Source organism: Paenibacillus haidiansis (assembly GCF_036553665.1).
Lineage (GTDB): Bacteria > Bacillota > Bacilli > Paenibacillales > Paenibacillaceae > Fontibacillus > Fontibacillus haidiansis.
Map to the genome: position 1 here is coordinate 151,415 of NZ_JAZHPZ010000003.1, position 25,211 is coordinate 176,625.

Below are 25,211 nucleotides of genomic sequence, written 5' to 3' on the forward strand. Positions count from 1 at the left end.
TTATCCCAATTGCATGGTCGTAATGCAGGTATTGTCGCCTTCAAACGTCGATAATTCGGATTTTGCCGATTTCCCGTCATGCTCGATCGTGACTTCATATGTTTGATTCCGCGGCAGCCACAGGTCGACGAAACCGTTCGATTGGGATTGCACTGATTTGTCCAGCACCGTATTGCCTTCTTGGTCGACAACGGTCAATTGGAATTGTTTATCCGCCATTTCGCCCTGACAGCCGGTGAGACTGTGAATTTCGCATGGATGCGTATTCTCGATGTAAGGAGCGATCGACAGGAAAAACTCGTCCTGCGGCAAATCATAGGTTAGCGTTTTCGAGTTCCCGTCCTTTACGATCAGCTGCTCCGACGTAATGGAAGCGGATTGGGCGGCTACGCTGCCCGCGCTATAATCCTGCACCAATTGTTTGATATTTTGCGCATTTTCGCTTTGCGGTTTGGTTTCTTCACCACCACCTGCAATGAAGTAGGTTCCTACTGCGACTACTGCAATTGCACCGAATGCGATGGCCATATTTTTTGGTTTCATGGTATAGACACCCTTCCTAAATATCTTCGTTCTAATCTTACCATAAATTGTAAGTGGAATTAAAATCGGCTTACAGTTGTTAATGCTCTATTATAGTTATTACTCTATAAATCTTAGTCTATAAATCTTATAATGTGTGCCCGTCCGAATGAATAAGCCCGTACTATTCTATTACAATTTCATATACTTTGTATAAGACCACCAGTACCAGTCGCCTGAATTGGCAGTTACGCCGCTCGGATACTGGGCTAAGGAGGGATTACCATCAAAGACATTACTTCTTTTTGGAGCCGGGTGCATCCCGGCGACTTTTTGCAATCTCCGGAAGAAGGTTACGACAAAGCCGTCAGACAGCTGTATCGCGCGCTGCTATCGATGCTGAACGTGCAAAATATGCTGGAAGTGGGCTGCGGTCCCGGCGTCGATTACGCGGGAGCCATGAATACGAACCCGAATATCGACTACACCGGCTTAGACATCACGCCGCAAATGATTGACTATTGCCGCCGCAACTATCCGGAAGGCCGCTTCCTGCAAGGGGACATTCATCGCCTTCCCTTTGCGGACAACGCCTTTCAGTTCGTTTACTGCAAGGACGTTTTAAACCATCTGGATGATTGGAAAGCGGGTTTTTCCGAGCTGTATCGCGTCAGCCAGCGGTTTGTGCTGGTCAATTTCTTCTCCGGGCTCGGGGCAAATTCTTTCAATCAAAAAGAACTGCGGGACGGTTATATGATTAACTTTTTCGATTGGAATGAGGTAATGTCGGAGATTTATTCGTATAACCCGCTGGCGATTACCTGCTATCCGCGCGACTCCTATCAAGAGGAGGTCTCCATTTTGATCCAGAAGCCCTAAATGAAAAGCAGCCTTGTACACCGGTTGATCGCCGGGTACAAGGCTGTCTGTCATGGAAAGCCGGGTTCACTGGAAATGACCGTGAACAAATTCCACGGAACCGTCGAAGTCCATAAATACATCCTTCAGGTTAGGATTGATAACTACGTAGTCCGAATAATAGTACAGCGGAATAATTACCATTTGCTCGATCAACAGCTTCTCTGCGTTTGCGTAGAGCTTGTTCCGGAGTGCCGGGTCGGAGGTTTGACTGGCCAGTTTAACATAGCTGTCATAGTTCTCATTACTCCAGCCGGAATCGTTATCCGTACTCCAGGAAGTGAAATATTCCAGAAATGCCGCGGGATCATTATAATCGGCGGCCCATCCGGCTCTGGCAACCTGATAGTTCATTTGGTAACGGTTATCTATGAGTTCCGGCCATTCTTGAACTTCAACCTCGACTTCGATCCCCAGATTTTGCTTCCAGTTATTTATAACGACGTTTGCAATATCCGTGTGACTATTATCCAAAGAATCATTAACTATAATTTTGAATTTCGGGAGCTTAGCAAGTCCTTCCTCCGCCAAACCCTCCTTCAGCAGCCGCCTAGCCTCATTTATATCTTCCATGAAATATGTCTTATCCGATACTTCCGAACGAAAATCGCTTTTCACGCCATGAAGGCCGGGAGGGACGAACCCGAAAGCCGGCGTGCCGTAATCGATTTGCTCGCGTTTAACCGCCATCGCCAAGGCTTTGCGAATTTTAAGATTGTCAAAAGGCGCTTCCGTTGTATTGAATTGATAGTAGTACGATAAGCTGGGGTTGGAAAATTGAATATCACTGTCGCTCAATGAGTCATTCAAAAAATAATCGCTGCCGAACAGGTCAATTTCTTGCTTAGCAAAAGCGGCTGCCGCATCAATTAATTCAATGAATTTCGCCTGATCCCAGTGAACGGTTTTGGCATTATAGTATTTATCATTTTTTGCCAGTATAAGTTCATGGGTGTTCCAATTCCCGATCTTGAACGGACCGTTCGTCACCATGGTGCTTGCCTGATAAGCCCAGGATTCGTTCGTACTTGCATTAGCCGCATTTACGGGGAAAAAGATCGGTTCGGCCAGAAGTTGAGGAAAATAAACCAACTTCTTCGTCAGTGTCACTTGCAGCGTAGTATTATTCAAAGCTCTGACACCTACTTGTGAAGCATCGGTTATGTATCCGTTACTGAACAATTCCGCATTGGCAATAGGAAACATCAAGTAATAATAGGGTGCATATGTATCAGGGGCTAGCGCTTTTTTCCAGGCATACTCAAAATCCGTGGCCGTGACCGGCTGGTTATTACTCCATTTGGCATCGTCGCGCAGCGTAAATGTATAAACTTTTCCGTCATCCGATATTTTCCATTCTTTGGCGATGGCCGGCACCGCCTTGCCGTCATCATCCAAGCGGACAAGGCCCTCGAATAGCCCCTTCGCAATCGTTTTACCCATGCTGGTATCGGCTTCACGAGGGTTCAGCGATTCGGGCAAATCCGTCGTTGCCATCCTGAACGCCTGCCCGCCGCCGGAACCAAAGGCCGTCTGCGTATCAACTCCCGTCATGCTTAATAGCCATGCAATTGCGATCATAAAAACCAGTCTTCTCTTCATCCCGTCTCTCCTTAGATCATTAATAGAAACAAAACCTTTCCAAGAATATTATCGGCAGTTTGCACTCTGTTTGAAAGGATAAAATTAACAAGCGGATTATGTAAAAACGGGCAGGCACGGAGTGCCTGCCCTATTTAGTAAGTTGTTCGTTTATTCCGCTTTGATCGAAAACTTCTCTCTCGAGATTATCGCCGCTTCCACCATATTGCGCAAGGAGGCTATCGTCTCCTCGGTGCCGCGGGTCTTCAGTCCGCAGTCCGGATTGATCCAGAACAGCCGGGGATCCAGCACGCGCAGGGCGCGTTCGATCATCGCCGTCATTTCTTCCACCTGCGGGACGCGCGGACTGTGAATATCGTATACGCCCAGTCCGATCCCAAGCTCATAGGTGGTCTCCTCAAAGCTTTGGATCAGTTCGCCGTGGCTGCGGGAGGTTTCGATAGAAATCACATCCGCATCCATATCCCGAATCGAACCGATCATGTCCTGGAATTCGCAATAACACATATGGGTGTGAATTTGCGTCGTATCCCGAACCGTGCATGTCGTTAAGCGGAAGGCTTTGACGGCCCATTCGAGATATTCCGCCTGCGCCTCTTCCTTAAGCGGCAAACCTTCCCGGACCGCCGGTTCATCCACCTGGATCATGCCGATGCCCACCCGTTCCAACGCCTCCACTTCTTGCCTCAAGGCATAGGCAAGCTGGTAGGCGATTTGTTCCCGCGGGATGTCTTCACGGACAAATGACCAGTTCATGATCGTAATCGGACCGGTCAGCATACCTTTGACGGGGCGTTTGGTCTTGGACTGGGCATACCGGGTCTCCTCGACCGTCATCGCTTCCACAAAAGCCACATCGCCGTAAATAATCGGCGGCTTCACGCAGCGGGAACCGTACGACTGCACCCATCCATGCTGTGTAAATGCGAAACCAGCCAGCTTCTCGCCGAAAAACTCCACCATATCCGTACGTTCAAATTCTCCGTGCACGAGCACATCCAGTCCGATCTCTTCCTGAATCTTGATCCACGTATCGATTTGCTCGCGGACATAGGCGGCATACCGCTCCTGGCTCCATTCGCCCTTTCGCCAAAGCTGCCGGGCCTTACGCACCTCCGCGGTCTGCGGAAAGCTGCCGATGGTCGTGGTCGGAAACAGCGGCAATTGCCATTGTTCCGATTGGAGTTTGTGCCGCTCGGCAAACGCCGATGTACGCCGCGGATGCTGCGTGTCTATGGCGGCAACGGCACGCTGGACATCGCTCCGGTTACGCTCGTCCGACAGCTTAAGCGCCAGGAGCGCATGTTCGCATTGTTCAATATCCTCTGCGATAGCTTCGGCCTGCCCGGGTGATGAGACCGCTTTGGTCAGAAGCACGAGTTCGTCCAGCTTCTCATCGGCAAAGGCCAGCGCCTCCTTCAGCCGCTCCGGGAGCCTGGTTTCATGCTTCACCGTCACCGGAACATGCAGCAGGCTGCAGGAGCTTTGCACGATCAGGTTGTCGGGCAAGACGTACTTTTCCAGTTCTTCAAGCAAAGTTAGCTTATCCCGAGGGGACGCTCGCCAGATCCCGCGGCCGTCGATCAGGCCGGCGCCGAGAACCTTATCCGCCGGGAACCCTGCAGTTCGTAGGGACGCCAAATTTCCGGTCAATCCGTGAACAAAGTCCAGTCCTATTCCTTTTACGGGAAGCCGGACGATCTCTTCGTAATGTTCCACCGCTTCAAAGTAGGTTTGCAGCATGATACTTAAATTTGGCACCGATACCGCAAAGGTCTCATATATCTTTTTAAGACGCCGTAGATCGTTTATGTCTATGCTGGTTACAAGAATCGGTTCGTCTATTTGGACCCACCGGGCCCCTTCGTTCTCAAGCTCCTGCAGGATCCGTACATAGAGCGGCAGCAATCGGTCCAGCCAAGCATCGGTTTCCGCAAGCTCATACCCTTTCGATAATTTCAGGAAGGTCAGCGGACCCACAATCACCGGTTTTCCTTCGATTCCGAGCTGCTCTTTCGCTTCCCGGTAGGCCAGCAGCGGTTTATTCTCGGTGATTGTCGGCGTAATACCGTACAATTCAGGCACAATATAGTGATAATTGGTATTAAACCACTTCGTCATTTCACTGGCCGTGGCATCTTTCGTTCCCCGGGCTATATCATAATATATTGACAGAGGTACAATGCCGCCTTCATATGCGAACCGCTGCGGAATAATCCCGAACATGACGGCTGTGTCCAGCATGTGATCATAATAGCTGAACTCATTGACCGGAATGAGATCGATCCCCTTTTCCTGCTGCTTGCGCAAATGATTCAACCGAATTTCCCGCAGCTTCGCGTGAAGCTCCGATTCTTCGAGCCGGCCGGCCCAAAATGCTTCGAGCGCTTTCTTCCATTCCCGTTCCGCCCCGATGCGCGGATATCCCAAAACACTGCTTTTCGCCATCTTGTAAACACTCCCATCCCCTATTAATTGTTACATGAAAGATATCACACGCCAGTGGCAATAAGGTAAATCCAAAAAACTATACCCAGCTATAATCTAAGGCTATAACGAAAGCTATGATGTGGCGCTGAAGTTGTTTATTTAAAATACTTATTTCCGGTATCAGAAGCTATCACCTGTACCGATAATGTAAATAACTCATTTGGGAGGCGAATCGATATGACAGCCGTGGAAATCCAACAAATCAGGCGAAAACTGCCCGAATGGGTGGCGGCAAGCGTACCGTTTGCCGAGGGGGGCAAGGTCGCTTCCTACATCCCCGAGCTGGCGGGGGCGCCGCATGATGCCTTGGGCATTACACTCATCAATGCAGACGGGGATCTTATAACCGAAGGCAGTTGCGGCCGGCGCTTTACGGTGCAGAGTATTTCCAAGTTGTTCACACTGATCTTGGCGCTGATGGATATCGGAGAGGATCGGGTGTTCGAGAAGGTCGGCATGGAGCCGACGGGAGACAATTTCAATTCCGTGTTGAAGCTTGAGCTCGTGCGGCCCGGCATTCCGTTTAACCCGCTCATTAACGCGGGGGCGATTACGGTGTCGGCATTAATTCGCGGCAGCGATCCGGAGGAAAAAACGGAGCGGATTCTGCAATTTATGAGGGCGTTGGCCAATAATGATCACTTGCGGGTCGACCTCGACGTTTACCGTTCGGAGGCCGACACCGGCAACCTGAACCGGTCGATCGCTTATTTACTAAAGCAAAACAAAGTGCTCGACGGGGACGTCGAGGAAGTACTGGATGTCTATTTCCGGCATTGCTCCATCGCCGTCGATTGCGCGGATTTGGCGCGCATGGGTCTGGTTTTGGCTTGCAACGGAACGGACCCGTTGACGGGGAAGAGCCTGATTCCCCGCAGATACGTCCAAATCGCCAAGACCTTCATGACGACCTGCGGGATGTACAACGCCTCCGGCGAATTCGCTATTCAGGTCGGTTTACCGGCCAAGAGCGGCGTCTCCGGCGGCATACTGTCGCTGGTTCCGGGGCGTTACGGCATAGGCGTCTACGGTCCGGCGCTGAACAATAAAGGGAACAGCCAAGCGGGCGTTCATTTGCTGGAGATCATGTCCCGGGAATTGAACTGGAGTATGTTCTAGTCCGATCCCGTTATACCAATTGATGATCGATCAAATAATTCAGCAGCAGCCGGTTGAAGCTGTGCGGCTGGCATAAATGGCTCGGGTAGAAGGCGTCTTTCAGAATGGCGAACTGCGCCAAAGGCAGCATGGCCGAAGCCTGGTTCATTTGCTTCAGCCCCCATTCGTTCTGGCTCCCGGCCACGCATAGCATGGGAACCTTCAGCTTTGCCAGGTCCTTGAACATATTGGCCTGCCGCAGCGCCAGCCGCTGCTTGATCGCTTCCGTCGGACGCTTATGCAGAATTTCATTTCTCAAAATCGAATAAGCCGGCAGCCACCGGTTATAAGTAACCCTGAGCGAACGCAGGAAAAATTCCGCAGGCAAATACCATGTTACCCAAGCCAGCGGTTCTATGAGTTCCCACAGCGACTTGCCCTTCGCATACAGAATGCTTTCGAACAAGCAATCCACCAGCACCAGAGCCTTCACCCGTTCCGGATAAAGCGCGGCGAACTTCTGGGCAAGGACGCCGCCGCTGGAGTAGCCGACCAGGACCGCTTGAGGCACCTGCAGCATATTCAGCAATTTTTGCAAGTCCTCGCACTGCGCCTCCAATATATGGGGGATGTCGATATTCATTTTGCCGGATTGCCCGTTCCCCCGGAGATCCAGGACGATAACCTTCGATCTTTTGCCGAAATATTCGATTTGCGGTTCAAACATATGATGCGAGGACCGGCAGTCATGCAAAAAAACGATCGGCGTGCCGGTGCCGTGCACCTCGTAGTATAATGACGTTCCGTTCAGTTCAATTTGAGGCATAGTAACTTAAGCCACCTCTTGTTTTTTTTCGCAACAAAAAAAAAGCATCCGAAAAGAGGAACTTTTCGCAATGCTTCTCTAGTCAAGGTTATAATTAATTAACCTCGTTAAATACGCATGGTTGCAGTCGCCTCTCTTATTACGCTTACGAGGTTAGCTGCCGGATTCGGGCTGTAAGAGTAGCCCTACTCGATCACGCTCGAGATTCACCCCATGTGAAGAGATCCGAAGCTCTCCTCACGGTTGGTTCCCCCGTTTCCCGCGTTCCCGCGGAAACTCAGCGATAAAGACACTTATATAATTTCCGAAGTTCTGCAAATGAATATACGCTTGAAAGCCGGATATGTAAAGGCATGACTTCCGTAATATTCGATTGTTTTAAATAAAAAGGTATAGATAAAGCGCTTCCAGGCCATCCGCTCTAATTCTTTTCAAGCCTTCCTCGCTTTTTCTCGCCTTTTTAAAAATATCTAAAATGACCCAGCTTTTCCCCGAACACCTCTCCGGCCAGCTCCGGAAAAAGCCCCTTGGGAATCATTGCTGCCTCACTTTGTATTCATTCATTTGACGCTGACTCAGCATTCGCTTCATCCTCCGCCGTACCCGGATCATTCGGGTCCCCGAGACTCCCCATCCATTCCTCCATTGCGCCGGCAACCGCCAGAAGCTGCTCCTCCGCGGATATGGAGGCCGCATTATCCCCCTTCTGCATGCCGTATACGCCGAATTGGCCGTGGTTTCCGCCTTCGATCGTTACATAAGTCGTAGCATCCGGCAAATTGGACTTCGCCCGCTCCCACGCCTCGCGGTCGAGCACGCCGTCATTCGAACCGGTGATTTGCAGCGCCGACATATTAAGACCGTTTAAGCTTCCTCCGTCATCCGCGTATGAGGCCAGGAAGTAAACGCCGGCAACCGAGTCCGGATGCTTGGCCGCGTAGCGGGAAGCAAAGACGCCGCCGAGCGAATGTCCGCCGATCACATAGCTGTCTTCCGGATGCTCCGCGATAAACGAATCGGCCTTGTTCTGTCCGAGCATGGCCAGATTTAACGGCATCGCCGCGATATAAACGCGATGTCCCGCTTCGGCGAGCTTTCTGCCGAACAAAGCATAGCTTTCCGGCTCAACCAACCCGCCCGGATAAAAAATAATATTCGGCTGCAATGCCTCCATCCCGGCCGGTTCCAAGACATATCCGTCCCCCGTCTTGTTGACGGTTACGTTCTCGTCGCTGGAAAGCGCCGAAACCGCCGCGTCGAGCGGTTCGTATGTAAGGGTCTTGTAGAGAACCGCGAGCCCCAGCACAAGGACTACGACTACAGCAAGCGTCCACGACAGTACCTTCCTCCGTTTTAAGCGCCGAGGTTTGGCCTGCGAAATGGCATTCGTTTGATAGATCATTTCTGGTATCCCCTTTCGTAATCGACTTTCCGCGCTTATCTATAATATCATGAGCCTTTCCCGAAATGTCGGCCAGAAAAGGGATATTATTTATTCATTTCTCTTTCAAAATATTCTTCCTTAGTCAATTCAGAAAAGAATTGGGGGATGTATTCATCCCCAATCCTCCGGAAGCTTCCCTTTTGCCTTATTGACCCCAAAAATCACTTTGACGGCCGCCTGAAGGTTTGGAGCTTCAGCGCCGTAAGATGCAATACCCGACTTGACGTCTTGCAAGAACATCATCTCATATGGGTTGCCCGCGGAGAGCAGTACATATGATTTATTGCCGGTGTTCAGCTTGTCGATCAGGTCTTGATAAGCCGCCCAATCATAGTCCGAGATCGAACTGCGGAATTGATAGGAGACCAGGATTACGTGATCGGCCCGATTTATGGCGGCATACGTCTCCGAAGCATTCTTATCGCCAATGATTAGCGATTCGACGGAAAACCTTTTTCCAAAATTAGCGGAAGACAGGCTGTCTTCGATGGAATTTGACAGTTCGACGGTTGGCGCAAGAACGGCAACCGTATCTCCGTCGGACAGGCGCAAGGGCAAGCTATCCCTATTGTTGACCAACTCGGTTATCGCTTGTTCGGCAATCCCTTGTTCTACTTCACGGTGTTCCTTGGAGCCAATAATCTTATCCGCACGCTGAAGCTTGGCTTGCAAACCTTCCTGCGTCTCGAACAAACCGTACTCCTGTTTCAACTCAAGGATTCGCGTCACCGAAGCATCGATCCGCGCCTTGTCTATTTCCCCATTCTTCACCGCCTGGACGATGGCTTGGTGCGCCCCGGGGATGTCTTGCGGCATGAGGATGATGTCAACCCCTGCTTTAACCGCGAGCCGTACCGCTTCTTCCTCGCCGAAATGCTCGGCGATGCCGTTCATCGTAAACGCATCGGTCACGATCACTCCGTCAAACCCTAACTCCTCCCGAAGGAGTCCGGTCATGATTTTAGACGATAAAGTAGCGGGCAATAAAACGCTCGAACCGTCTTTCTTCGACTTCATCTTCGTATCGTCCAGTGCCGGAAAAGCAATATGCGAGGACATCACCATCCCGGCTCCGTTTTGAACGGCCGCCCGGAACGGTTTAAGCTCGATGGCTTCCAAGCGCTGCTTGTCATGCGTCACGACGGGCAAACCAAGATGCGAATCCACGGTCGTATCGCCATGGCCGGGAAAATGCTTCACGGCGGAAATAACGCCCGATTGTTCCAGCCCTTTCATGAACTGAACCCCAAAATCCGCAACCAGGTCGGGATCGGCTCCGAAGGAACGTATTCCGATAATCGGATTGTCCGGATTTACATTGACGTCAAGCACCGGAGCAAAATCCAGATTGACGCCGAGCGCCTTAAGCTCGGTGCCCGTCACGATGCCCGCTTGCTTCGAAAGAGCAGGTTGTCCCGTCGCACCAAGCGCCATATTGCCCGGCAAGTTCGTACCCCCGGGAATCCGGTTGACCACGCCGCCTTCCTGATCGATGCCCAAGAACAGCGGAATATCGCCGGCCGCTTGCTGTAATTGATGGTTAAATGTAATTAGCTGCTTGGCATCGGTAATATTTTTGTCAAACAGGATTAATCCGCCGGGCTGCTGCTCATAGAGCAGTTCTTCAACCCCCCCGTTCACCGAATAAGAAGGTTTACCGTTCCACATGCGGATATCCGGCATGAGCATTTGCCCGACTTTTTCTTCCAGGGTCATATAACCGAGCAGCTTGTTCCAATCCTTGGCCTCAATCGCCTGCTCCCGTTCGAAAGAGATCACTCTGGATAAAAAAACGGCAAACTCGGCCCGGCTCACGGAACGATCGGGACCAAAGCTTCCGTCCGGGTATCCGCCGATCAACCCGTTGGAAGCCAGCAGAAGAATGGGTTCCTTCGCCCAGTGCGTACGAATGTCCGACAGTTCCGATGTTTTGCCGCCGGGTTCAAGCACATAAAGCCGTGCTAAAATCGTGGCCGTCTCCCCGCGGCTTATCGGTGCGTCGGGCCGGACCGTTCCGTCATCAAAGCCCGCGACCAAGCCCAATTCTACGGCTTTGGCCATTTCGCTATAGAACATATGCGTTTTGGGCAAGTCGCGGAATTTGACCTCGGAGACCTTGAAATTTCTGTCGGGATAAATCTCGCGAATTAAATAAGTAACGGCTTGCGCGCGCGTAATGGAGCTTGACGGTTTGAATATTCCGTTGCCGTATCCCGCAATCGTTCCCCGTTGAGTCAAATCATAAATTCCATCCTCCGCCCACTTCGAGTTACCCAGATCCGAAAATATTTCCCGCGCCCAGGTCGTCTGCGGTGTTGAAGGAACAAGATAGACCACTGTAAAAAAACCGATAATAAGCATAATTCTCCGCCATAGTTTCAAGTTCATCATCCTTTCATGGTGTAGGCGAACATATGGACACACGAACATACTATTTCTAAACGGATTTATTCGTGAAAATGTTCCATCCGTTTATAGTAAAACATCTAAGCTGCGGCAATGAAAGAAGCCGAAATAAAAGAATTGAAGCTTGGGATAAGCTTCAATTCTTTATGTAATAATTGCTTATTTTACGGGCTCCCATTTGCAGCGGATCGGGGATGTAATCGCTTCCTCTTTCTTCAACTCCTTGAAGGCCTTGTCGACTTCCTTCCGGTCCAAACCCGACAATTCTTCCACCTCACCTGCGCTTACGGGCTTGCCGGCCTTTCTCATCGCTTCAAGCACTTGTTCTTTCACGCTCACCACGGACACCTCCATTCCTATATTTACCACCAGAATACCAAACGTTCGTTCCCGTGAATAGTCTGTTTAAAAAATGTTCATTTTTAAAATGAAAATAAGGCTCCCTCCTGGAGGAAGCCTTTTGACATTCCGCGAAGCTGGATCTACCCGCCGATGGCCATGGCGCTGAATACAATCGGACCGACAACGAAGGCGGCGGAATTGTCGTCTTGATTTTCAACGATCAATTGGTAAATTTGCGTTCCGGCCGGCGCGTTAGCATCAACGAAGTGAAGGGAAATCACCGCGTCGTCGATATCGGATACCAGATTGTCAAATTCAGCCAGCGCATAGAAGATTTCAGTGCCGGCGCGCCAAATGCGAACAAGAATATTAGGGGAATCCAGATCAATGTCAAAACCAATAGTCGCTTTCAATTCTACTTTATTCGGGAAGCTTGCCGGATCCGCCGGATCGATAAAAACGGATGTGGAGGCGATCTCTATGCCTGCAGGTGAAATGGGAACCGGGATATTGACGCCATTGGTAATCGGGGTAACGACTTGCGCATTGTAATCCAAGAGCGTTTTTGCCAATTTATTCTCACTCCTTTTCATATTTTACTACATCCTATTCGTAATATGAAAAAGAGCTTGTGCTAGTAACTTCATATTTTAACTTTTTTTAAGATTCTAGTTTTGGAGCGACTCGGCAAGGACACTAAGCTGTCTAGATATATTTGGCAGATCCGTATATGGCAAACGAACGGAGAAATTAACGCCGATTGCAATGTCGGAGAAATTAACGCCCTTTTTCTAAGCAGTTACTGCGGCCTCCTGGTGCTTTATCCCGGGACGATAAATCGTGAGCTGACCGGGCCGGAGCAAAGCGGCCCGGGCTGCATCTATCGTTCTTGGCGGGCTAATGGTAGCGACTGCGGTCTGGCTGCCGATTGCCATGCTCTTCGACCAGCATTGGGGATGGCGTTCCAGTTTTTGGGCAGTGGGTTACGCAAAATGTCTAAATAATGCTATTGTTTGACTTAAAAATCAAGGTGTCAAAACTTACTATAAATTACAATCAAAGGTACTATATGTATATCTTTTATGAAGGAGTGATTCGGTTTCGTAAAAATCGATTGTTTTGCAAGCGGTTTCGAATATTCCGTAAAGGAGAGTGGCTATTGTGAAAAAATTTTCCCGAAGAGCACTCCTGCTCGCGATGTTCATGGGCATTATCGCCTCATTGCTGGTTTCAGGGGTATCCGCAAACGGAAAGGATATCCATCAGTTCCGTTACGTTGACCCCTATACGGCAATCTCGCAAATGGGAGCTGGCTGGAATTTGACAAACACGCTCGATGCCATTCCAACGGAAGGGTCCTGGGGCCCGTCCGCGACTCCGAAGAATTTTGACGATATCAAAGCCGCGGGATTTAAGAGCGTCCGAATCCCGGTTACCTGGACGCATCATATGGGACCCGCTCCCGATTATCTCATTGATCCGGCCTGGATGGATCGAGTATCCGAGGTTGTCGACATGGCGCTTGAGAGAGGCTTTTATGTCGTTCTCAACGTTCACCACGATTCCTGGGAATGGGCCAATTTATCCGATAAGACCGATCTTGACGCCAAGCAACAAAAGTTAATGATTCTATGGGAACAAATTGCGGATCGCTTCAAAAACAGAAGCGAAAGGTTAATGTTTGAAACGTTGAATGAGCCGCAGGGCAGCACCGCCGAAGATGCGGAACAGTATAACATCATGAATCGCAATGTGTTAAAAGTGATCCGCGAATCAGGCGGTCATAATAAAAAGCGTCTGGTGATTTTACCCGGTTTAAATACGAATATAGAGAAGACGATCGATTGGTTTCAAAATCCCGACACTTCGGACAAAAATCTGATCTTGACCGTGCACAATTACGATCCTTGGGGGTTTGTATCCAACTGGTACGGAATTACTAATTGGAACGACCGGAATTATTTCGACAACCTGTTCGGAAAATTAAACGATTTCTCAAAGGAAGTCGGTCTTCCGGTTATCATTGGCGAATACGGCACGTTGACGCCAGTAGAAAAGCACTCCAAGTGGATATATCAGGATAGCTTTGTTCGCGCGGCCCATAAGTACGGAATGGCTACGATGTTGTGGGGCGACGAATTCGATCGTCCGAGCGGATCGTGGTTAGATCCTATCAAAAAAGACATTATTCTGAATGCGAGCAAAGGAATCGCCAATTCTTTTGTGGATCAATCAGAGTTGTATTTCCTGGAAGGGGCGGATATCTCCGACCAGATCCTGCAACTGGAATTAAACGGCAACAGGCTGCTCGGTATTTATCATGGCGACACCAAATTAACCGAGGGCAGCGATTACACCTTGGATGAGTCGACATTGACGCTGAACAAAGAATATATTGCTCCATTATCTCAACATTTGGGTGTCGGAGCCACGCTGCGATTTGAGTTTTCGGCCGGCGCGGACCAATTGCTCAGCTTGATTACCTTCAAAGCTCCTGTATTGGCAACAACCGAAGTGACCATTGCCAGAGGAGCCGCCAACGAAGACTTAAAGATCCCGACCAATTTCAACGGCACAACGCTTGCGACCGTCACCGCATTGGAACTGAACACTGTAGATTACCAGACCGGAAAACCGTTACCCATGCCGGTTAAAGACGAATGGACAAATTGGATGCCTAACGATGCGTTTAACGGCCTTCACGGCGGGTTAAGCCACGGCAACGATTTCTGGTCGGATCGGGATAACGTCTATATTTCCAAAAACGTATTAAACGCCATGGATGACGATGCCGTATATTCTTTTAAATTCTGGCCGAGAGATCTAGAAGTGAATGTAGATGTAATCGTACGTATCAAGTAGGACAAACCGGATTCAGTAAAAAAAGTTGCGGCGATTGCCACACGGTATTCTACCGGTGCAATCGCCTTTTTTCCAAAGCGAAATAGACTAGGAAAATATAACATTATTTATGGAATACAAAGCTTTCCAGTTCGCATATCGGTCTGCCTTTGAAGAATTCTCCGAAATAACCGCTGTATCCGTCTTCAAATACCAAATATACGGTATGAACGCCTGTAACGCATTTCACCACTGTATTTACAGTCCCATCATCCGCTCCAATTTCGCATCTTCCGATTTCTTCACCGGCCGCGTCGTCATCAATGAGAATTCTCATCGTCCCTTTATTGCCGCAACCTCTGATTTTAGCCGTGAATTCCATTGTGCTGCTGGAAAAATCTTTTCCGAAATCAAAATATTTATAGCCGATAATACTTCCGTTCATGATGTTGACTACCGCTCTGTCCAAAACGTTTCTCTCCGTTATGAAACATCCTCCTTTAAGCATGCAAGCTGCATCTGCCGGGGTAGGACGATAGGGTGAAAGCGATACTTCAAAGCCCAACGAGGTCATTTCTACTTGCGGAATGCTTCCGTCCGGAAGAATTTCGATTCGTTCAACGCAACCGCGTCTTGACATTACCGTATTATTCGTCATTCTGTGATAAAAAATATACCATTGCCCGTCGATTTCACAGATCGATCCATGATTATTGCCGCCGGGATAATCCAGGCCATTATCGATAATCGTGCCCCGATACTCAAACGGCCCTGTGGGCGAATGGCTCGTGGCATAGTCAAGCCTGCTGCCGATTTTCGGGGAATAAATTAAATAATAGGTATCCCCAACCTTGCGGGGGGAACATGCTTCAAAAAATGCAAACGGCTCATCCGTCGGCAGAATATCTTTCTTAAATGTACCGGGTAATATTTCATACATATTTGCCGCATTTATCTCGGCCATATACGAACCTAAATATCCGCAATAGATATAAACCCTGCCGTCATCATCCACCAGTACACCCGGATCGACGAACTGCCCGTCCGCAAGAATGGGATCTTCGTGATCTTGAACCTGGTATCGGGATACAAGCTCAAAAGGACCTTCCGGTCTATCGCTTACCGCAACACATCCCTTTGATCCAACGATATAAGCATAAAGGTAGTATTTACCTTCCTTTTCAACCACATCCGGAGCATACAACTCCCGATCCGACCAAGCCGTATCGGATTCATGGTCTCTGTCCATGCGTGTATGAAACGCGTCCCCATGGCATTTCCAATCATCGAGACGATGGATATCCGCCGACCATACCTTCAGTTTATAATCGCAAAACCGATCGGATCCCGCTAAATCATGTGAACCGTAAATATATACCCTGTCCCCGAAAACTCTGGGCTCTCCATCAGGTATATATTCCCAATTGGGTAAATAGGGGTTAGCCATATTTATGTCCCTCCCTGTTTTTATAGTTAAGCCCATCCCGGTTTTACTATAAAATTATATAAGAAGAGGAAATCATAACCCTTGATTTTTCAGACATAAAATAGCATTATTTTGTCACGGTTCTGTGGATCAGGGAGCCGGCAAGCCGCTATCTACAATTCCTTGGTCATAAACACGCTATACGGGTCTTCGATATAATCCGCAAACGGCTCGCAATATTGAAATCCGAAGTGCTCGTACAATTTCCGCGCCGGCGCAAAAGAGTCCGGTGACCCCGTCTCCAGGCTTAAGCGCTTGTACCCCCGCCCCTCGGCTTCTTGAATAATATGTTCCATTACCCGCTTGGCCACGCCTTTTCTTAGGTGTGAGGCTGAGGTCCGCATCGATTTTATCTCGCCATGCAAGGGATCCAGCTCCTTCAGCGCTCCGCAGCCGAGCAGCTCGTCTCCTTCCCATACGCTCCAGAACGTAACCTCCGGGCGCTTCAATCCTTCGAGATCTAGGGCATGGATGCTTTCCGGCGGTGAATCCGCCGCCATGCCTCTAAGATGTTCCGCTATTAATCCGATGATTTTATCTCCTGTTAGATTGTCAACCCTAATCTCCAAAAATATCACTCCATGCGCCAGTTTTTAATCCCTAGTATACGTACCATTCGGAGAATTGCAAAGATGACATTTGACGGATCATTCGCCCTCCGCTGCCGCCTTTCGCGTTTGCCGCAGCCCGCCGAATTTGAACACGAAGATTCCGCCGATGACGATGAGTACGCCAACCAGCTGCTTGATGGAAAAAGGGACCCGCTCCAGCCCGAACCAGCCCAAAGAATCCCACAACAGCGCGAATATAAGCTGGGCCGCCATCGCGATGGAGATGGCATACGTCGGTCCAAGCAGCTTAATCCCGTTGACCGTACAGAAGACAACCCCTACGCCGATCACCCCGCTGAACCAGAACCAGGGCTGCATATTTTGCCAGTTGAACAGATTCCCTCCCTCGACAATAAGACCGATCAGGAATGAAGCCAGAAAGCCCAGCCCCAATACTAAGGTGGTGGTAGTCCAGGTCCGCGCTCGTTCATCCACCTTGTTATTGAAAATATTTTGCAGACCGACCAGCGATCCTGCGAGCAAAGCCCATAAGAGTCCGATTAGCATATCTATCTCTCCCGTTTGTTATTCGTAAATGTTATGGCTTGTCAATGCGGTTAAGCCGTCGCGGTTTATGACAATAATTCCGTCTTTGGTCCGCTCGGTCAGGCCTTCCGCGCAAAATTGATAGAGAACGCGGTTCAGATGCCTGTAGCTGACGCCGATCAAATTCGCAGCATCCTTTAAATCGGAGGTACTTAACCTTCCCTGAAGGAGGGCATCCGTCCCGTCGAAGCAAACCGACAGCAAATAGCTGGCCAGCCTTACTTCGACAGGATACATTAAATTGAAGCTTAAATCATTGGATTTGATCAAAAACTTCCGGGTCACAATATCGAGCAGGAATTGCAGGAACTTCGGATCATCATTGGCGAATTTTCTCAGCCAGCGGTAGGAAATACCGATCATGTCCACGGAGGTAACGGCCTCCACCGTGTTGATAATATCTCCGCCCTGCACATACTCGATGTCCCCGATAATTTCAACGGGCGATTTAAAAGATAGAATCAGCGTCTTTCCTTCCGCCGAGGTCGTGTAAATTTTAATCTTGCCTTTGACCAGAATATACAATACGCCCGCGGGTTCGCCTTGGGTGCAAATGAATTCGCCCTGCCCGAAACGGCATAACGACAAATGCGGTTTCAAATCTTCGGGTATGGCGGAATCGATTCGAAACGTCCGGAGATAAGCATGGATCTGCTCCGTATCGCGGGTCTCTTTCATCATTCAGGTCAGCCTCCAGCCTGCTCAATCTTAGTATCTTAAAATAATCACGCTCGCCACCATCATCATAATACCGATGAACTGGGGAAGCCGCATCTTTTGTTTCGCGACACCGAACCATCCGTTAATGTCGATCAGAAAAGTCATCAGAAGCTGGGCGACCAGCAGCACGGAGCTGGTAAGCGTAACTCCGGTCAAATGGATCGCCGTTACATTGCCGAAAATAATGACCGCCGCCAAGGCGCCTCCGGTCAGATACAATGGCTTCACTTCCTTGAATTGCCGCCATTTGCCCTGCCGCATCACCATGACGATCAACAGCGCCGTAACAAACCCGGTCAACTGGGTCAGCGTCGCCGCTTGCCAGGTTCCGATCCCCTGACTGATGCGGGAATTCGCGACCCCTTGCAAAGTGATAAAGGCCCCGCCCAAAAACGCGAACAACAATCCTCTCATTTTGTCTCTCCCCATTTTTCATTCTGTTCATTCTAATTTAAAGATATCTGCAGACATTTGGGAAGGACATTTGTCCTCGGCGTGTAACCGAGTTTAAGAAGAATGTCCGTTGACGCTTTCAATGATGTTCGAGCCCGCGAATGCAGTGAAATAATGATCGCAGGTTGCAGTGTTCGGAGCTATTGGAATAAAGGAGGCAAGGCATGGATTATATTACACCGAAAGAAACGGCGTTATAGGTGAAACAGTGGCCTAAAGATCCCATAGCGGCGGGCCGTCGTCATACCGTTGGCCTTAGATCGGACGGCACGGTGGTTGCCGTGGGTGATAATAAATGTGGCCAATGTGATGTAAGCGGCTGGCGCGATATGGTGGCGGTAGCGGCGGGTAATGTTCATATGGCGACGAATACCGGTAATGCTCATACCATCGGGCTTAAATCGGACGGGACGGTGGCGGCAGCGGGTTGGAATATGCATGGGCAGTGCGATATTAGCGGATGGCGTGATATTGTTGCGGTCGCGGCGGGTGACTGGCACACCATCGGGCTTAAATTGGACCGCACGGTGATGGCTGCAGGTAATAACCGGTATGGCCAATGCGATATAAGCGGCTGGCGAGGCATCGTGGCGGCAGCGGCAGGTTATCTTCATACCGTCGGGCTTCAATCGAACGGCACGGTGATTGCTGCGGGTCGGAATAAGCATGGCCAATGCGATGTAAGCGGCTGGTACGGCATTGTGGCGATTGCAGCGGGTAGTAGTCATACCATCGGCCTCAAATCGGACGGCACGGTGGCGGCTGTGGGTTGGAATAAGTATGGCCAATGCAATGTAAGCGGATGGAGCGATATTGTGGCGGTTGCTGCGGGTTGCGCCCATACCATCGGCCTTAAATTGGACGGCACGGTGGTTGCTGTGGGTGATAATGAATATAGCCAATGCGATATAGATGACTGGTACGGCATTCAAATGCCCGGCAATTAGCATAGGCCATCCTCGAAGGATGGCCTATGCTTGTAGATAAATTTATGTGCATTACCCCGTGGCTGCGTTAAGCTGTCAAATGTTTTTACGTTTACTCCCTTGCCCGCTTACCGAACTGAAAATGGTAAACCCATAAAATAAGTACATAAGCAAAGAAAAGCACGATATAAATATTGCTGAATGTGTTCGAAGAAGGATAATCGTTGAAAGGGTTCCAATGAACAGACGAGCCTTGATCGACCACCCGGCTGTAAATGGCCGTTGAAACGGCTCCCGCCAGAAAATTCAGCATCGTCAGCATGCCCATGCCTACCCCCGCCTGCTCTTTCGGCAAGGTTCTGGATATGGAGTTCGACATGGCGATTTGCATAAATGTCTGCCCCACCGTACCGAAGACCAGAACAATCGCAATGACAACCGGGGAGCTTCCTACAAAGGTTGACATGCATAGGAAGCAAATCAGCAGCAATGTCGAAGCCATATAAAAAAGAAACGGATTTCCTTTCGCATCGGCCAACTTCCCCGCGCTTCTGCCCAAGATGGCCGCGGCGATCGTCCCCGGCACCATCGTAATCCCGGCGAACAAGGGGGATAGATGATTAATCCCCGACAGGAACTGTGGCGACAAGAAAGGCAGTGCATACCCTACCCCCATCACGCACACAGAAACGATAAGACCAAGCGAATAGCTTTTATTGGCGAATAATCGGGCTTGGATAAACGGTTCTGCAGCGGTTTGAATCCGCACGATAAATAAGATCAAGAAAATCAGGCTGGCGACAGCCGGCGTCCATCCGCCCTGAGTGACGGCCAAGAGCAAGGAGGTTACCGTTCCCGCAAGCAGGACGGCCCCGATCCAATCGATTTTCGCTTTCGCCGTACGCTCATCCTGCAAATATCTCCGGTAAAAAGGCAAAGTGAACAGGATCAGGACGGGTGTACAAAACAACCAGCGCCAATCGAGCATTCCCCCGATCAGCCCGGAAACCACCGGCCCGATCGCATTCCCCAGCGCCAGGCCCGTAGCGGATATGCCCAAAGCGCGTCCCCGACGCTCCGGCGGAAAATAGCGGACCGGGATGATCATGCCAAGCGCCGGTATCACCGCCGCGCCCGCGGCCTGCAGACCTCTGCCGAGCAGGACCATGCCGAAGGCGGGAGCGGTCAGCCCGGCGAGCGATCCCAACAGCAGCAGGACCATGCCGAAGGTCAGCAAATTTTTTAATTTGTACGTATCTGCCAGCTTTCCGTAAATGACTGATCCGATGGCATAGATCAGCGTATAGATCGTAAATACCCAACTGACCTGTCCCAAAGACAGCCGGAAATCTTCCTTGATTTCGGGCAGGACGATATTGAACATCGTTGCGTTCATCACGGAGATCACCATCGTTACCGCCAGGATACGAATTAATTTTTCCCCCGCGGCCGACTGAGTTTGCTGTTGTTCCATCTCTCTCCCTCTCTTTCTATTCGGTGTGGTTTATTATACAATCAGTCTTAAATAATAAAAAATATATGTTATGACATATAATCATAACCTTAGGTATATGAAAGGATGAACACCGACGATGGAATTGCTCCAACTTCATTACTTCAGGACGGTCGCCCGACTGGAGCATATGACCAAAGCGGCGGAAGAGCTGCAAATTGCCCAACCCGCGCTCAGCAAGACGATTTCCCGGTTGGAAGCGGACTTGGGCGTACGGTTATTTGACCGCCACAACCGGCAAATTCGCCTCAATACGTTCGGCAAAGCCTTTTTGAAAAAGGTCGATGCCGCGCTTACGGCTCTCGATGAAGGACGGCGGGAAGTCGCCGATTTGGCGGGTCTTGCGCGCGGCAGTATCGCAATCGCGACGAATTCCCTGCATCGGCTGGCCGAGGTTGTCGGCGCCTTTCGCGCCATGTATCCGGAAGTGGACATCCGGATTTTGCAAGTTCCTCCGGCGCAAGGGGAAGAAATGAACCGGCTTCTGGAAGCCGGAGATGTCGATCTATGCTTTGGAGCGTCCGCCATGAACCGACCCGGGATTTGCGAACAGGTCGCATGGGAAGCGGAAGTGTTCCTGGCCGTGCCCAGCGGTCACCGCCTGGAAAGGGAAAGCGGCATTGCCTTGACCGAAGCGGCCGGCGAGACTTTCATCGAATACAAGCAAGGACATCCTTTTCGCAGCGATAATGAGGGGTTTTGCAGGTTAGCGGGAATCCAAAGAAATGTCATGTACGAGGTGGAGGATCCGGAATCGCTGAAAAGCCTCGTTATCGCGGGCTTGGGCGTCGCTTTTATGCCGGTCGACAAGAGACGGGCCAAAGATCCGCAATTTACGCTGCTGCCGATCAAAAGTCCCTCCTGCCGCCGCAGGTATTTCGTTTCGTGGGTAGATAAGCGTTATGTATCCCAAGCTGCGGAACAGTTTAAACAATTTCTCGTTACGTATTTCCGTCGCTGACGGCGCTTGCCCAGCTTACCGCCAAATGGCCGACGGCAAAAATGACAGTAGCGATGCAAAGCCATAGCGATTCCCCCCACAACGACGCAAACAATAAAGCGCATACGGGGAATACGGCGAGCGGAATCGGGATGAACAGAAAAGCTTTCGTCAGATAGCCGCGATCACGGCCCCTTGCCAAATAGCGAATCCACATTATGTAGTACAGTACAAAACAAACGGCCGTCAGCATCGCCCACACATCGGCGTCCCTGCCGCTAAAATCGGGTTTGGTCAAAAATATCAAAACCATAAAGACGGCACCCTGGCCCACCCTTTCCAGCAAAGTAAATATGGGATTGATCGCCGGGGCCGCGGCCGGAGCGTTCTTTGGCGGGAACAGCGTAAAGAAGAGCAGGCTCGGCATAAGAATCAAAATAGAAATGATCAGGCCGATTGACGAAAACTCAAATCTCATGGGTTATCCCCTTTCTCCTGAAAGAAATGGAAGCTTCTGCTGCTATCTTAACCGATCATTGTCCGGGCGCAAATAAAAAAGCTCTCGTCCGGCAAGATTTTTCATCTTACGGACAAGAGCCCTGTTTCCGCATCCGATCTATTCCAGATCTGTAGCCAAATCCTTGATCCACGGCCGTGCGGCAAGCGGCGCGATATTCACTTTGCTATCCGGAACGGCGCGGATGCTGCACAAATATCCGGCCTTGCCGTCGACAATCGCCGAGCACTCCTTGCAGGCATTCGCCGAACGGCAGGAATATCTCACCGAAAGGGAAGGATCCCGGTGCTCTCTGATCCAAAAGATCGCGTCGAGCAAGCTCATCCCGTCCTCATACGGAACTTCGAATTTTTCCGGCGAGGCCCCTGTTTCGGGATTCCCGCGAATTACGTTTAATGTAACGTTAGGCATGTCGAACCCTCCTTCATCCGGTCAGTTTTGCGGCGGCAGTGCGATTTCCTGCACGCTCCAATTCCCCTGCTTGTCCAGTGAATAACTGTAGCTTGCCGGGATATCCAATGTTTCCTCATAATCCAGCCTTACATGGGCGCCGCGCGTTTCTTTGCGCTCCAGTGCCCCCAGAATAATCGATTCGCCGACTTTCAGCATATTGTCGCATTCCAGCTTCTCGATCAGACTCAGCGAAAAACGGCCCGGCTTGGCCAGCGAAACGGCATCCAGCTCGGCCCGCAGGGCCGAAATCTCCTTGTACGCCCCGCTCAGCCCTGCTTCGGTCCGCAGCGGACCCGCGCCCTGCCACATGATGCGCTGCAGCTTGCGTTTGAACGCCTGCAGCGAGGCGGTATCCCGCTCGACCGGCGTCGGGTGCCAGAATGAATGCAAGCGCGATAGCTCCGCCTCGAGCGCCGCTTGAATGGCGGCACTTGCGTCCGCTGCGCCCCCGTCTTCCTTGGCCGCCGCCGTCTCGCCGGCGATCCGCCCCGTGACGAGCGCTTCGGTAATCGCGTTGCCCGACAGACGGTTGGCTCCATGCATGCCGTAGATGAGCTCGCCGGCGGCGAACAGTCCCGGCACGCGCGTTCTCATGCGGTCATCGACGCGGACGCCGCCGAGCATGAAATGCGCCATCGGCGCGACCTCCACCATATCCTTCGTCAAATCGACGCCCTGATTCCGCAAAATGTCGATAACGGGGCCGAACGCTTCCTTCAGCTTATCCTCCGGAACCATGCGGAAATCGAGATAAGCCCCGCCGTGCGGTGTGCCGCGGCCCGCCTCCACTTCGCGGAAGATCGCCAGCGTCGTCTGGTCGCGCGCGGCGGTATATTTTCCGGCGACCTCGCCGTTGTATTTATCCATAAATTCCTCTTCCAGCCCGTTCAGCAGACGACCGCCCAGCTTGTACCGGAACGGATCCCACATGATCGGGTCGATGCCGACGAGCGGCGGAAACAGATGGGCGATCGGGAAAAATTGCACCATTTCCATATCGCGCAGCTCGGCCCCCGCTTCGGCGGCGAGCATATATCCGTCCCCCGTCATATTGGCCGATGCGCTGTTGCGCGCATATACCTCGGTCAACCCGCCGGTCGCCAGGATGATCGCGTTCGAAGCGATGCTCACCGGACGAAAGCTTTCCATTTCGAAGCCGACCGCGCCCACCGCGCGGCCTTCATGAAGCGCGATTCGGGTGATCATCATATTTTTAAGCCGCCTGATCCGCTGATCTTTCCAGATCGCTTTCTTCAAGCCCGCCGAGGTCGCGCCACCGGTATTCAAAATATCCACGTACACGCACCGGGCCTTGGAATGCCCCGGCGCAAACGCCTGCGACCGCTTGCCGTCGGGCGTTCTCGCCCATTTGACGCCGTAGCTCTCGGCTTCGAGAATCACCTCCGGACCCCGGTCCACGATCGCCCGGACGATCGCCGGGTCGGCTAGCCCCCGGCTGCCTTTCATCGTGTCGGCAAAATGAATGTCCGGGTAATCCTCTTCCGCTTCGCCCAGCGCCACCGCGACCGTCATTTGCGCCAAAATGGTCGCGCCGCCCCGGCCGATCAAGCTTTTGTCAGCCAGGATAACGCTGGCCCCTTGATCCGCCGCCGCTCTGGCAGCCATCATTCCAGCCGCACCGGAGCCGACGACGAGCACGTCGCATTGCAGATTTAGCGGTTCCATTCCTTTTTCCATCTCCGTAAGTCTCCCCTCTCATCGCCTGATGCCGGAATCTGTCTTCCGAATCGCTTCCATCGCCGAACCGTTTGTCCCTGCTAGCTGAAAGTCGCGCCCGCCGCTTGAACCGTAATGCCGGCTTCCGTCAAGGAGCTGCGGATTTTCGCGGCAAATTCCACCGCATGGATGCCGTCGCCGTGAATGCAAACCGTATCCGCCTGAATCGGAACGTCGATCCCTTGCTGCGACAGCACCTTACCTTCCGATATCATCCGGATGACCTGGGATACCGACGTCCGGTCGTCCGTGATCAGCGCGTCCGGCTGTCGTCGCGAGGTCAGCGAGCCGTCGGATTGGTACGTCCGATCGGAGAACACTTCGCTTGCTGTGCGCAGCCCGACTTTCTTTCCTGCAGAGATCAGCTCGCTCCCGGCCAGCCCGAACAAGATCAGCTCGGGATCAACGCGGTATACCGCTTCAGCGATGGCCTCCGCCAGTCCGGCTTGCTTCGCCGCCATATTATATAGGGCGCCATGCGCTTTGACATGCTGGAGCTTGGCGCCTTCGGCGCGTACCACTCCCCATAAAGCCCCGATCTGGTAAACGACGATATCGTACGCTTCCTGCGGAGATATATCCATCTCCCTGCGGCCGAACCCGGTCAAATCCTGAAGCCCCGGATGCGCCCCGATGGCGACGCCGTGCTCCAGCGCCAGCCGCACCGTCTTTCGCATCGTGGCCGGATCGCCGGCATGAAAGCCGCAAGCGATGTTGGCGGAGGTCACATATCGCAAAACTTCGCTATCCCTGCCCATCGTATAGGCGCCGAAGCTTTCGCCCATATCGCAGTTTAAATCGATTACCTTCATATTTCGTT

Annotated in this window: 23 protein-coding genes and 1 riboswitch; of the genes, 5 read left to right on the plus strand and 18 right to left on the minus strand. The window is 51.3% G+C overall.

All coding sequences use genetic code 11. From position 1 onward, the window contains the following. On the minus strand, window positions 1–543 hold the full coding sequence (locus tag V3851_RS07830) for a CueP family metal-binding protein (protein WP_331845968.1): 543 nt from the start codon (window positions 541–543) through the stop codon (window positions 1–3). 294 nt (window positions 544–837) lie between these two features. Here V3851_RS07830 and V3851_RS07835 point away from each other — a divergent pair, with 294 nt between their 5' ends. After that, complete coding sequence (locus V3851_RS07835) at window positions 838–1,401, plus strand: class I SAM-dependent methyltransferase (RefSeq protein ID WP_331845969.1); 564 nt, start codon at window positions 838–840, stop codon at window positions 1,399–1,401. 66 nt (window positions 1,402–1,467) lie between these two features. Here V3851_RS07835 and V3851_RS07840 read toward each other — a convergent pair whose 3' ends face one another. Then, on the minus strand, window positions 1,468–3,042 hold the full coding sequence (locus V3851_RS07840; RefSeq protein WP_331845970.1) for a peptide ABC transporter substrate-binding protein: 1,575 nt from the start codon (window positions 3,040–3,042) through the stop codon (window positions 1,468–1,470). Window positions 3,043–3,192: 150 nt separating this feature from the next. Next, window positions 3,193–5,490, minus strand: a complete 2,298-nt coding sequence (gene metE, locus V3851_RS07845) for a 5-methyltetrahydropteroyltriglutamate--homocysteine S-methyltransferase (RefSeq protein WP_331845971.1) — start codon at window positions 5,488–5,490, stop codon at window positions 3,193–3,195. Window positions 5,491–5,709: 219 nt separating this feature from the next. Between metE and glsA the strand changes: the two genes are divergently transcribed. After that, window positions 5,710–6,651: a glutaminase A gene (glsA, locus tag V3851_RS07850; RefSeq protein WP_331845972.1), complete on the plus strand. Its 942-nt coding sequence runs from the start codon at window positions 5,710–5,712 to the stop codon at window positions 6,649–6,651. A gap of 10 nt (window positions 6,652–6,661) precedes the next feature. On the opposite strand, the gene V3851_RS07855 is transcribed toward glsA, so the two are convergent. The 5 genes from V3851_RS07855 to V3851_RS07875 all read right to left on the minus strand — a co-directional run bounded on the left by V3851_RS07855 (window position 6,662) and on the right by V3851_RS07875 (window position 12,220). Further along, complete coding sequence (locus tag V3851_RS07855; RefSeq protein ID WP_331845973.1) at window positions 6,662–7,456, minus strand: alpha/beta fold hydrolase; 795 nt, start codon at window positions 7,454–7,456, stop codon at window positions 6,662–6,664. A 126-nt stretch (window positions 7,457–7,582) separates the two neighbouring features. After that, a riboswitch (cyclic di-AMP (ydaO/yuaA leader) is annotated at window positions 7,583–7,749 on the minus strand. Between the two features lie 263 nt (window positions 7,750–8,012). After that, entirely contained in the window at window positions 8,013–8,858 is an 846-nt protein-coding gene (locus V3851_RS07860; protein WP_331845974.1) for an alpha/beta fold hydrolase, read from the minus strand. 153 nt (window positions 8,859–9,011) lie between these two features. Further along, window positions 9,012–11,261 carry a glycoside hydrolase family 3 N-terminal domain-containing protein gene (locus tag V3851_RS07865; protein WP_331845975.1) on the minus strand — a complete coding sequence of 750 codons (2,250 nt, stop codon included), beginning with the start codon at window positions 11,259–11,261 and terminating at the stop codon, window positions 9,012–9,014. A 204-nt stretch (window positions 11,262–11,465) separates the two neighbouring features. Then, the gene (locus V3851_RS07870) at window positions 11,466–11,645 is read right to left on the minus strand and encodes a transcriptional regulator (protein WP_331845976.1); all 180 of its coding nucleotides are present in this window, start codon (window positions 11,643–11,645) and stop codon (window positions 11,466–11,468) included. Window positions 11,646–11,788: 143 nt separating this feature from the next. Further along, window positions 11,789–12,220: a hypothetical protein gene (locus tag V3851_RS07875; RefSeq protein WP_331845977.1), complete on the minus strand. Its 432-nt coding sequence runs from the start codon at window positions 12,218–12,220 to the stop codon at window positions 11,789–11,791. 589 nt (window positions 12,221–12,809) lie between these two features. Here V3851_RS07875 and V3851_RS07885 point away from each other — a divergent pair. Beyond that, window positions 12,810–14,510 (plus strand): cellulase family glycosylhydrolase, encoded by a 1,701-nt coding sequence (locus V3851_RS07885; RefSeq protein ID WP_331845978.1) that lies wholly within the window; start codon window positions 12,810–12,812, stop codon window positions 14,508–14,510. Window positions 14,511–14,613: 103 nt separating this feature from the next. Here the strand turns inward: V3851_RS07885 and V3851_RS07890 are convergent, their stop codons facing one another. The 5 genes from V3851_RS07890 to V3851_RS07910 form a co-directional block, all read right to left on the minus strand. Continuing rightward, window positions 14,614–15,972 carry a family 43 glycosylhydrolase gene (locus V3851_RS07890; protein WP_331845979.1) on the minus strand — a complete coding sequence of 453 codons (1,359 nt, stop codon included), beginning with the start codon at window positions 15,970–15,972 and terminating at the stop codon, window positions 14,614–14,616. Window positions 15,973–16,088: 116 nt separating this feature from the next. Next, window positions 16,089–16,544, minus strand: coding sequence for a GNAT family N-acetyltransferase (locus tag V3851_RS07895; protein ID WP_331845980.1), 456 nt, complete (start codon window positions 16,542–16,544; stop codon window positions 16,089–16,091). Between the two features lie 78 nt (window positions 16,545–16,622). Then, a complete protein-coding gene (locus V3851_RS07900) occupies window positions 16,623–17,093 on the minus strand; it encodes a DMT family transporter (protein WP_331845981.1) in 471 nt (156 codons plus the stop codon). An 18-nt stretch (window positions 17,094–17,111) separates the two neighbouring features. Continuing rightward, window positions 17,112–17,810: a Crp/Fnr family transcriptional regulator gene (locus V3851_RS07905; RefSeq protein WP_331846310.1), complete on the minus strand. Its 699-nt coding sequence runs from the start codon at window positions 17,808–17,810 to the stop codon at window positions 17,112–17,114. 30 nt (window positions 17,811–17,840) lie between these two features. Further along, complete coding sequence (locus V3851_RS07910; RefSeq protein WP_331845982.1) at window positions 17,841–18,266, minus strand: DMT family transporter; 426 nt, start codon at window positions 18,264–18,266, stop codon at window positions 17,841–17,843. A 239-nt stretch (window positions 18,267–18,505) separates the two neighbouring features. Here V3851_RS07910 and V3851_RS07915 point away from each other — a divergent pair, with 239 nt between their 5' ends. Then, window positions 18,506–19,252 carry an RCC1 domain-containing protein gene (locus V3851_RS07915; protein WP_331845983.1) on the plus strand — a complete coding sequence of 249 codons (747 nt, stop codon included), beginning with the start codon at window positions 18,506–18,508 and terminating at the stop codon, window positions 19,250–19,252. A 91-nt stretch (window positions 19,253–19,343) separates the two neighbouring features. Here V3851_RS07915 and V3851_RS07920 read toward each other — a convergent pair whose 3' ends face one another. After that, complete coding sequence (locus V3851_RS07920) at window positions 19,344–20,705, minus strand: MFS transporter (protein ID WP_331845984.1); 1,362 nt, start codon at window positions 20,703–20,705, stop codon at window positions 19,344–19,346. Between the two features lie 118 nt (window positions 20,706–20,823). On the opposite strand from V3851_RS07920, the gene V3851_RS07925 reads away from it, so the two are divergent. After that, complete coding sequence (locus V3851_RS07925; protein WP_331845985.1) at window positions 20,824–21,705, plus strand: LysR family transcriptional regulator; 882 nt, start codon at window positions 20,824–20,826, stop codon at window positions 21,703–21,705. On the opposite strand, the gene V3851_RS07930 is transcribed toward V3851_RS07925, so the two are convergent. From V3851_RS07930 to V3851_RS07945, 4 genes are all read right to left on the minus strand, one after another. Then, on the minus strand, window positions 21,686–22,162 hold the full coding sequence (locus V3851_RS07930; RefSeq protein ID WP_331845986.1) for a hypothetical protein: 477 nt from the start codon (window positions 22,160–22,162) through the stop codon (window positions 21,686–21,688). The two genes, V3851_RS07925 and V3851_RS07930, sit on opposite strands and share 20 nt — an antisense overlap. A 138-nt stretch (window positions 22,163–22,300) precedes the next feature. Then, on the minus strand, window positions 22,301–22,612 hold the full coding sequence (locus V3851_RS07935) for a 2Fe-2S iron-sulfur cluster-binding protein (protein WP_331845987.1): 312 nt from the start codon (window positions 22,610–22,612) through the stop codon (window positions 22,301–22,303). A 21-nt stretch (window positions 22,613–22,633) separates the two neighbouring features. After that, complete coding sequence (locus V3851_RS07940; protein ID WP_331845988.1) at window positions 22,634–24,352, minus strand: FAD-binding protein; 1,719 nt, start codon at window positions 24,350–24,352, stop codon at window positions 22,634–22,636. A gap of 80 nt (window positions 24,353–24,432) precedes the next feature. After that, complete coding sequence (locus V3851_RS07945; RefSeq protein WP_331845989.1) at window positions 24,433–25,203, minus strand: LamB/YcsF family protein; 771 nt, start codon at window positions 25,201–25,203, stop codon at window positions 24,433–24,435. Window positions 25,204–25,211: the final 8 nt, after the last annotated feature.

Coding starts and splice junctions, on each gene's coding strand:
- V3851_RS07830 (WP_331845968.1), bottom strand. CDS start 543: ATGAAACCAAAAAATATGGCCATCGCATTCGGTGCAATTGCAGTAGTC.
- V3851_RS07840 (WP_331845970.1), bottom strand. CDS start 3,042: ATGAAGAGAAGACTGGTTTTTATGATCGCAATTGCATGGCTATTAAGC.
- metE (WP_331845971.1), bottom strand. CDS start 5,490: ATGGCGAAAAGCAGTGTTTTGGGATATCCGCGCATCGGGGCGGAACGG.
- glsA (WP_331845972.1), top strand. CDS start 5,710: ATGACAGCCGTGGAAATCCAACAAATCAGGCGAAAACTGCCCGAATGG.
- V3851_RS07855 (WP_331845973.1), bottom strand. CDS start 7,456: ATGCCTCAAATTGAACTGAACGGAACGTCATTATACTACGAGGTGCAC.
- V3851_RS07860 (WP_331845974.1), bottom strand. CDS start 8,858: ATGATCTATCAAACGAATGCCATTTCGCAGGCCAAACCTCGGCGCTTA.
- V3851_RS07865 (WP_331845975.1), bottom strand. CDS start 11,261: ATGCTTATTATCGGTTTTTTTACAGTGGTCTATCTTGTTCCTTCAACA.
- V3851_RS07890 (WP_331845979.1), bottom strand. CDS start 15,972: ATGGGCTTAACTATAAAAACAGGGAGGGACATAAATATGGCTAACCCC.
- V3851_RS07900 (WP_331845981.1), bottom strand. CDS start 17,093: ATGCTAATCGGACTCTTATGGGCTTTGCTCGCAGGATCGCTGGTCGGT.
- V3851_RS07905 (WP_331846310.1), bottom strand. CDS start 17,810: ATGAAAGAGACCCGCGATACGGAGCAGATCCATGCTTATCTCCGGACG.
- V3851_RS07910 (WP_331845982.1), bottom strand. CDS start 18,266: ATGAGAGGATTGTTGTTCGCGTTTTTGGGCGGGGCCTTTATCACTTTG.
- V3851_RS07920 (WP_331845984.1), bottom strand. CDS start 20,705: ATGGAACAACAGCAAACTCAGTCGGCCGCGGGGGAAAAATTAATTCGT.
- V3851_RS07925 (WP_331845985.1), top strand. CDS start 20,824: ATGGAATTGCTCCAACTTCATTACTTCAGGACGGTCGCCCGACTGGAG.
- V3851_RS07930 (WP_331845986.1), bottom strand. CDS start 22,162: ATGAGATTTGAGTTTTCGTCAATCGGCCTGATCATTTCTATTTTGATT.
- V3851_RS07935 (WP_331845987.1), bottom strand. CDS start 22,612: ATGCCTAACGTTACATTAAACGTAATTCGCGGGAATCCCGAAACAGGG.
- V3851_RS07940 (WP_331845988.1), bottom strand. CDS start 24,352: ATGGAAAAAGGAATGGAACCGCTAAATCTGCAATGCGACGTGCTCGTC.
- V3851_RS07945 (WP_331845989.1), bottom strand. CDS start 25,203: ATGAAGGTAATCGATTTAAACTGCGATATGGGCGAAAGCTTCGGCGCC.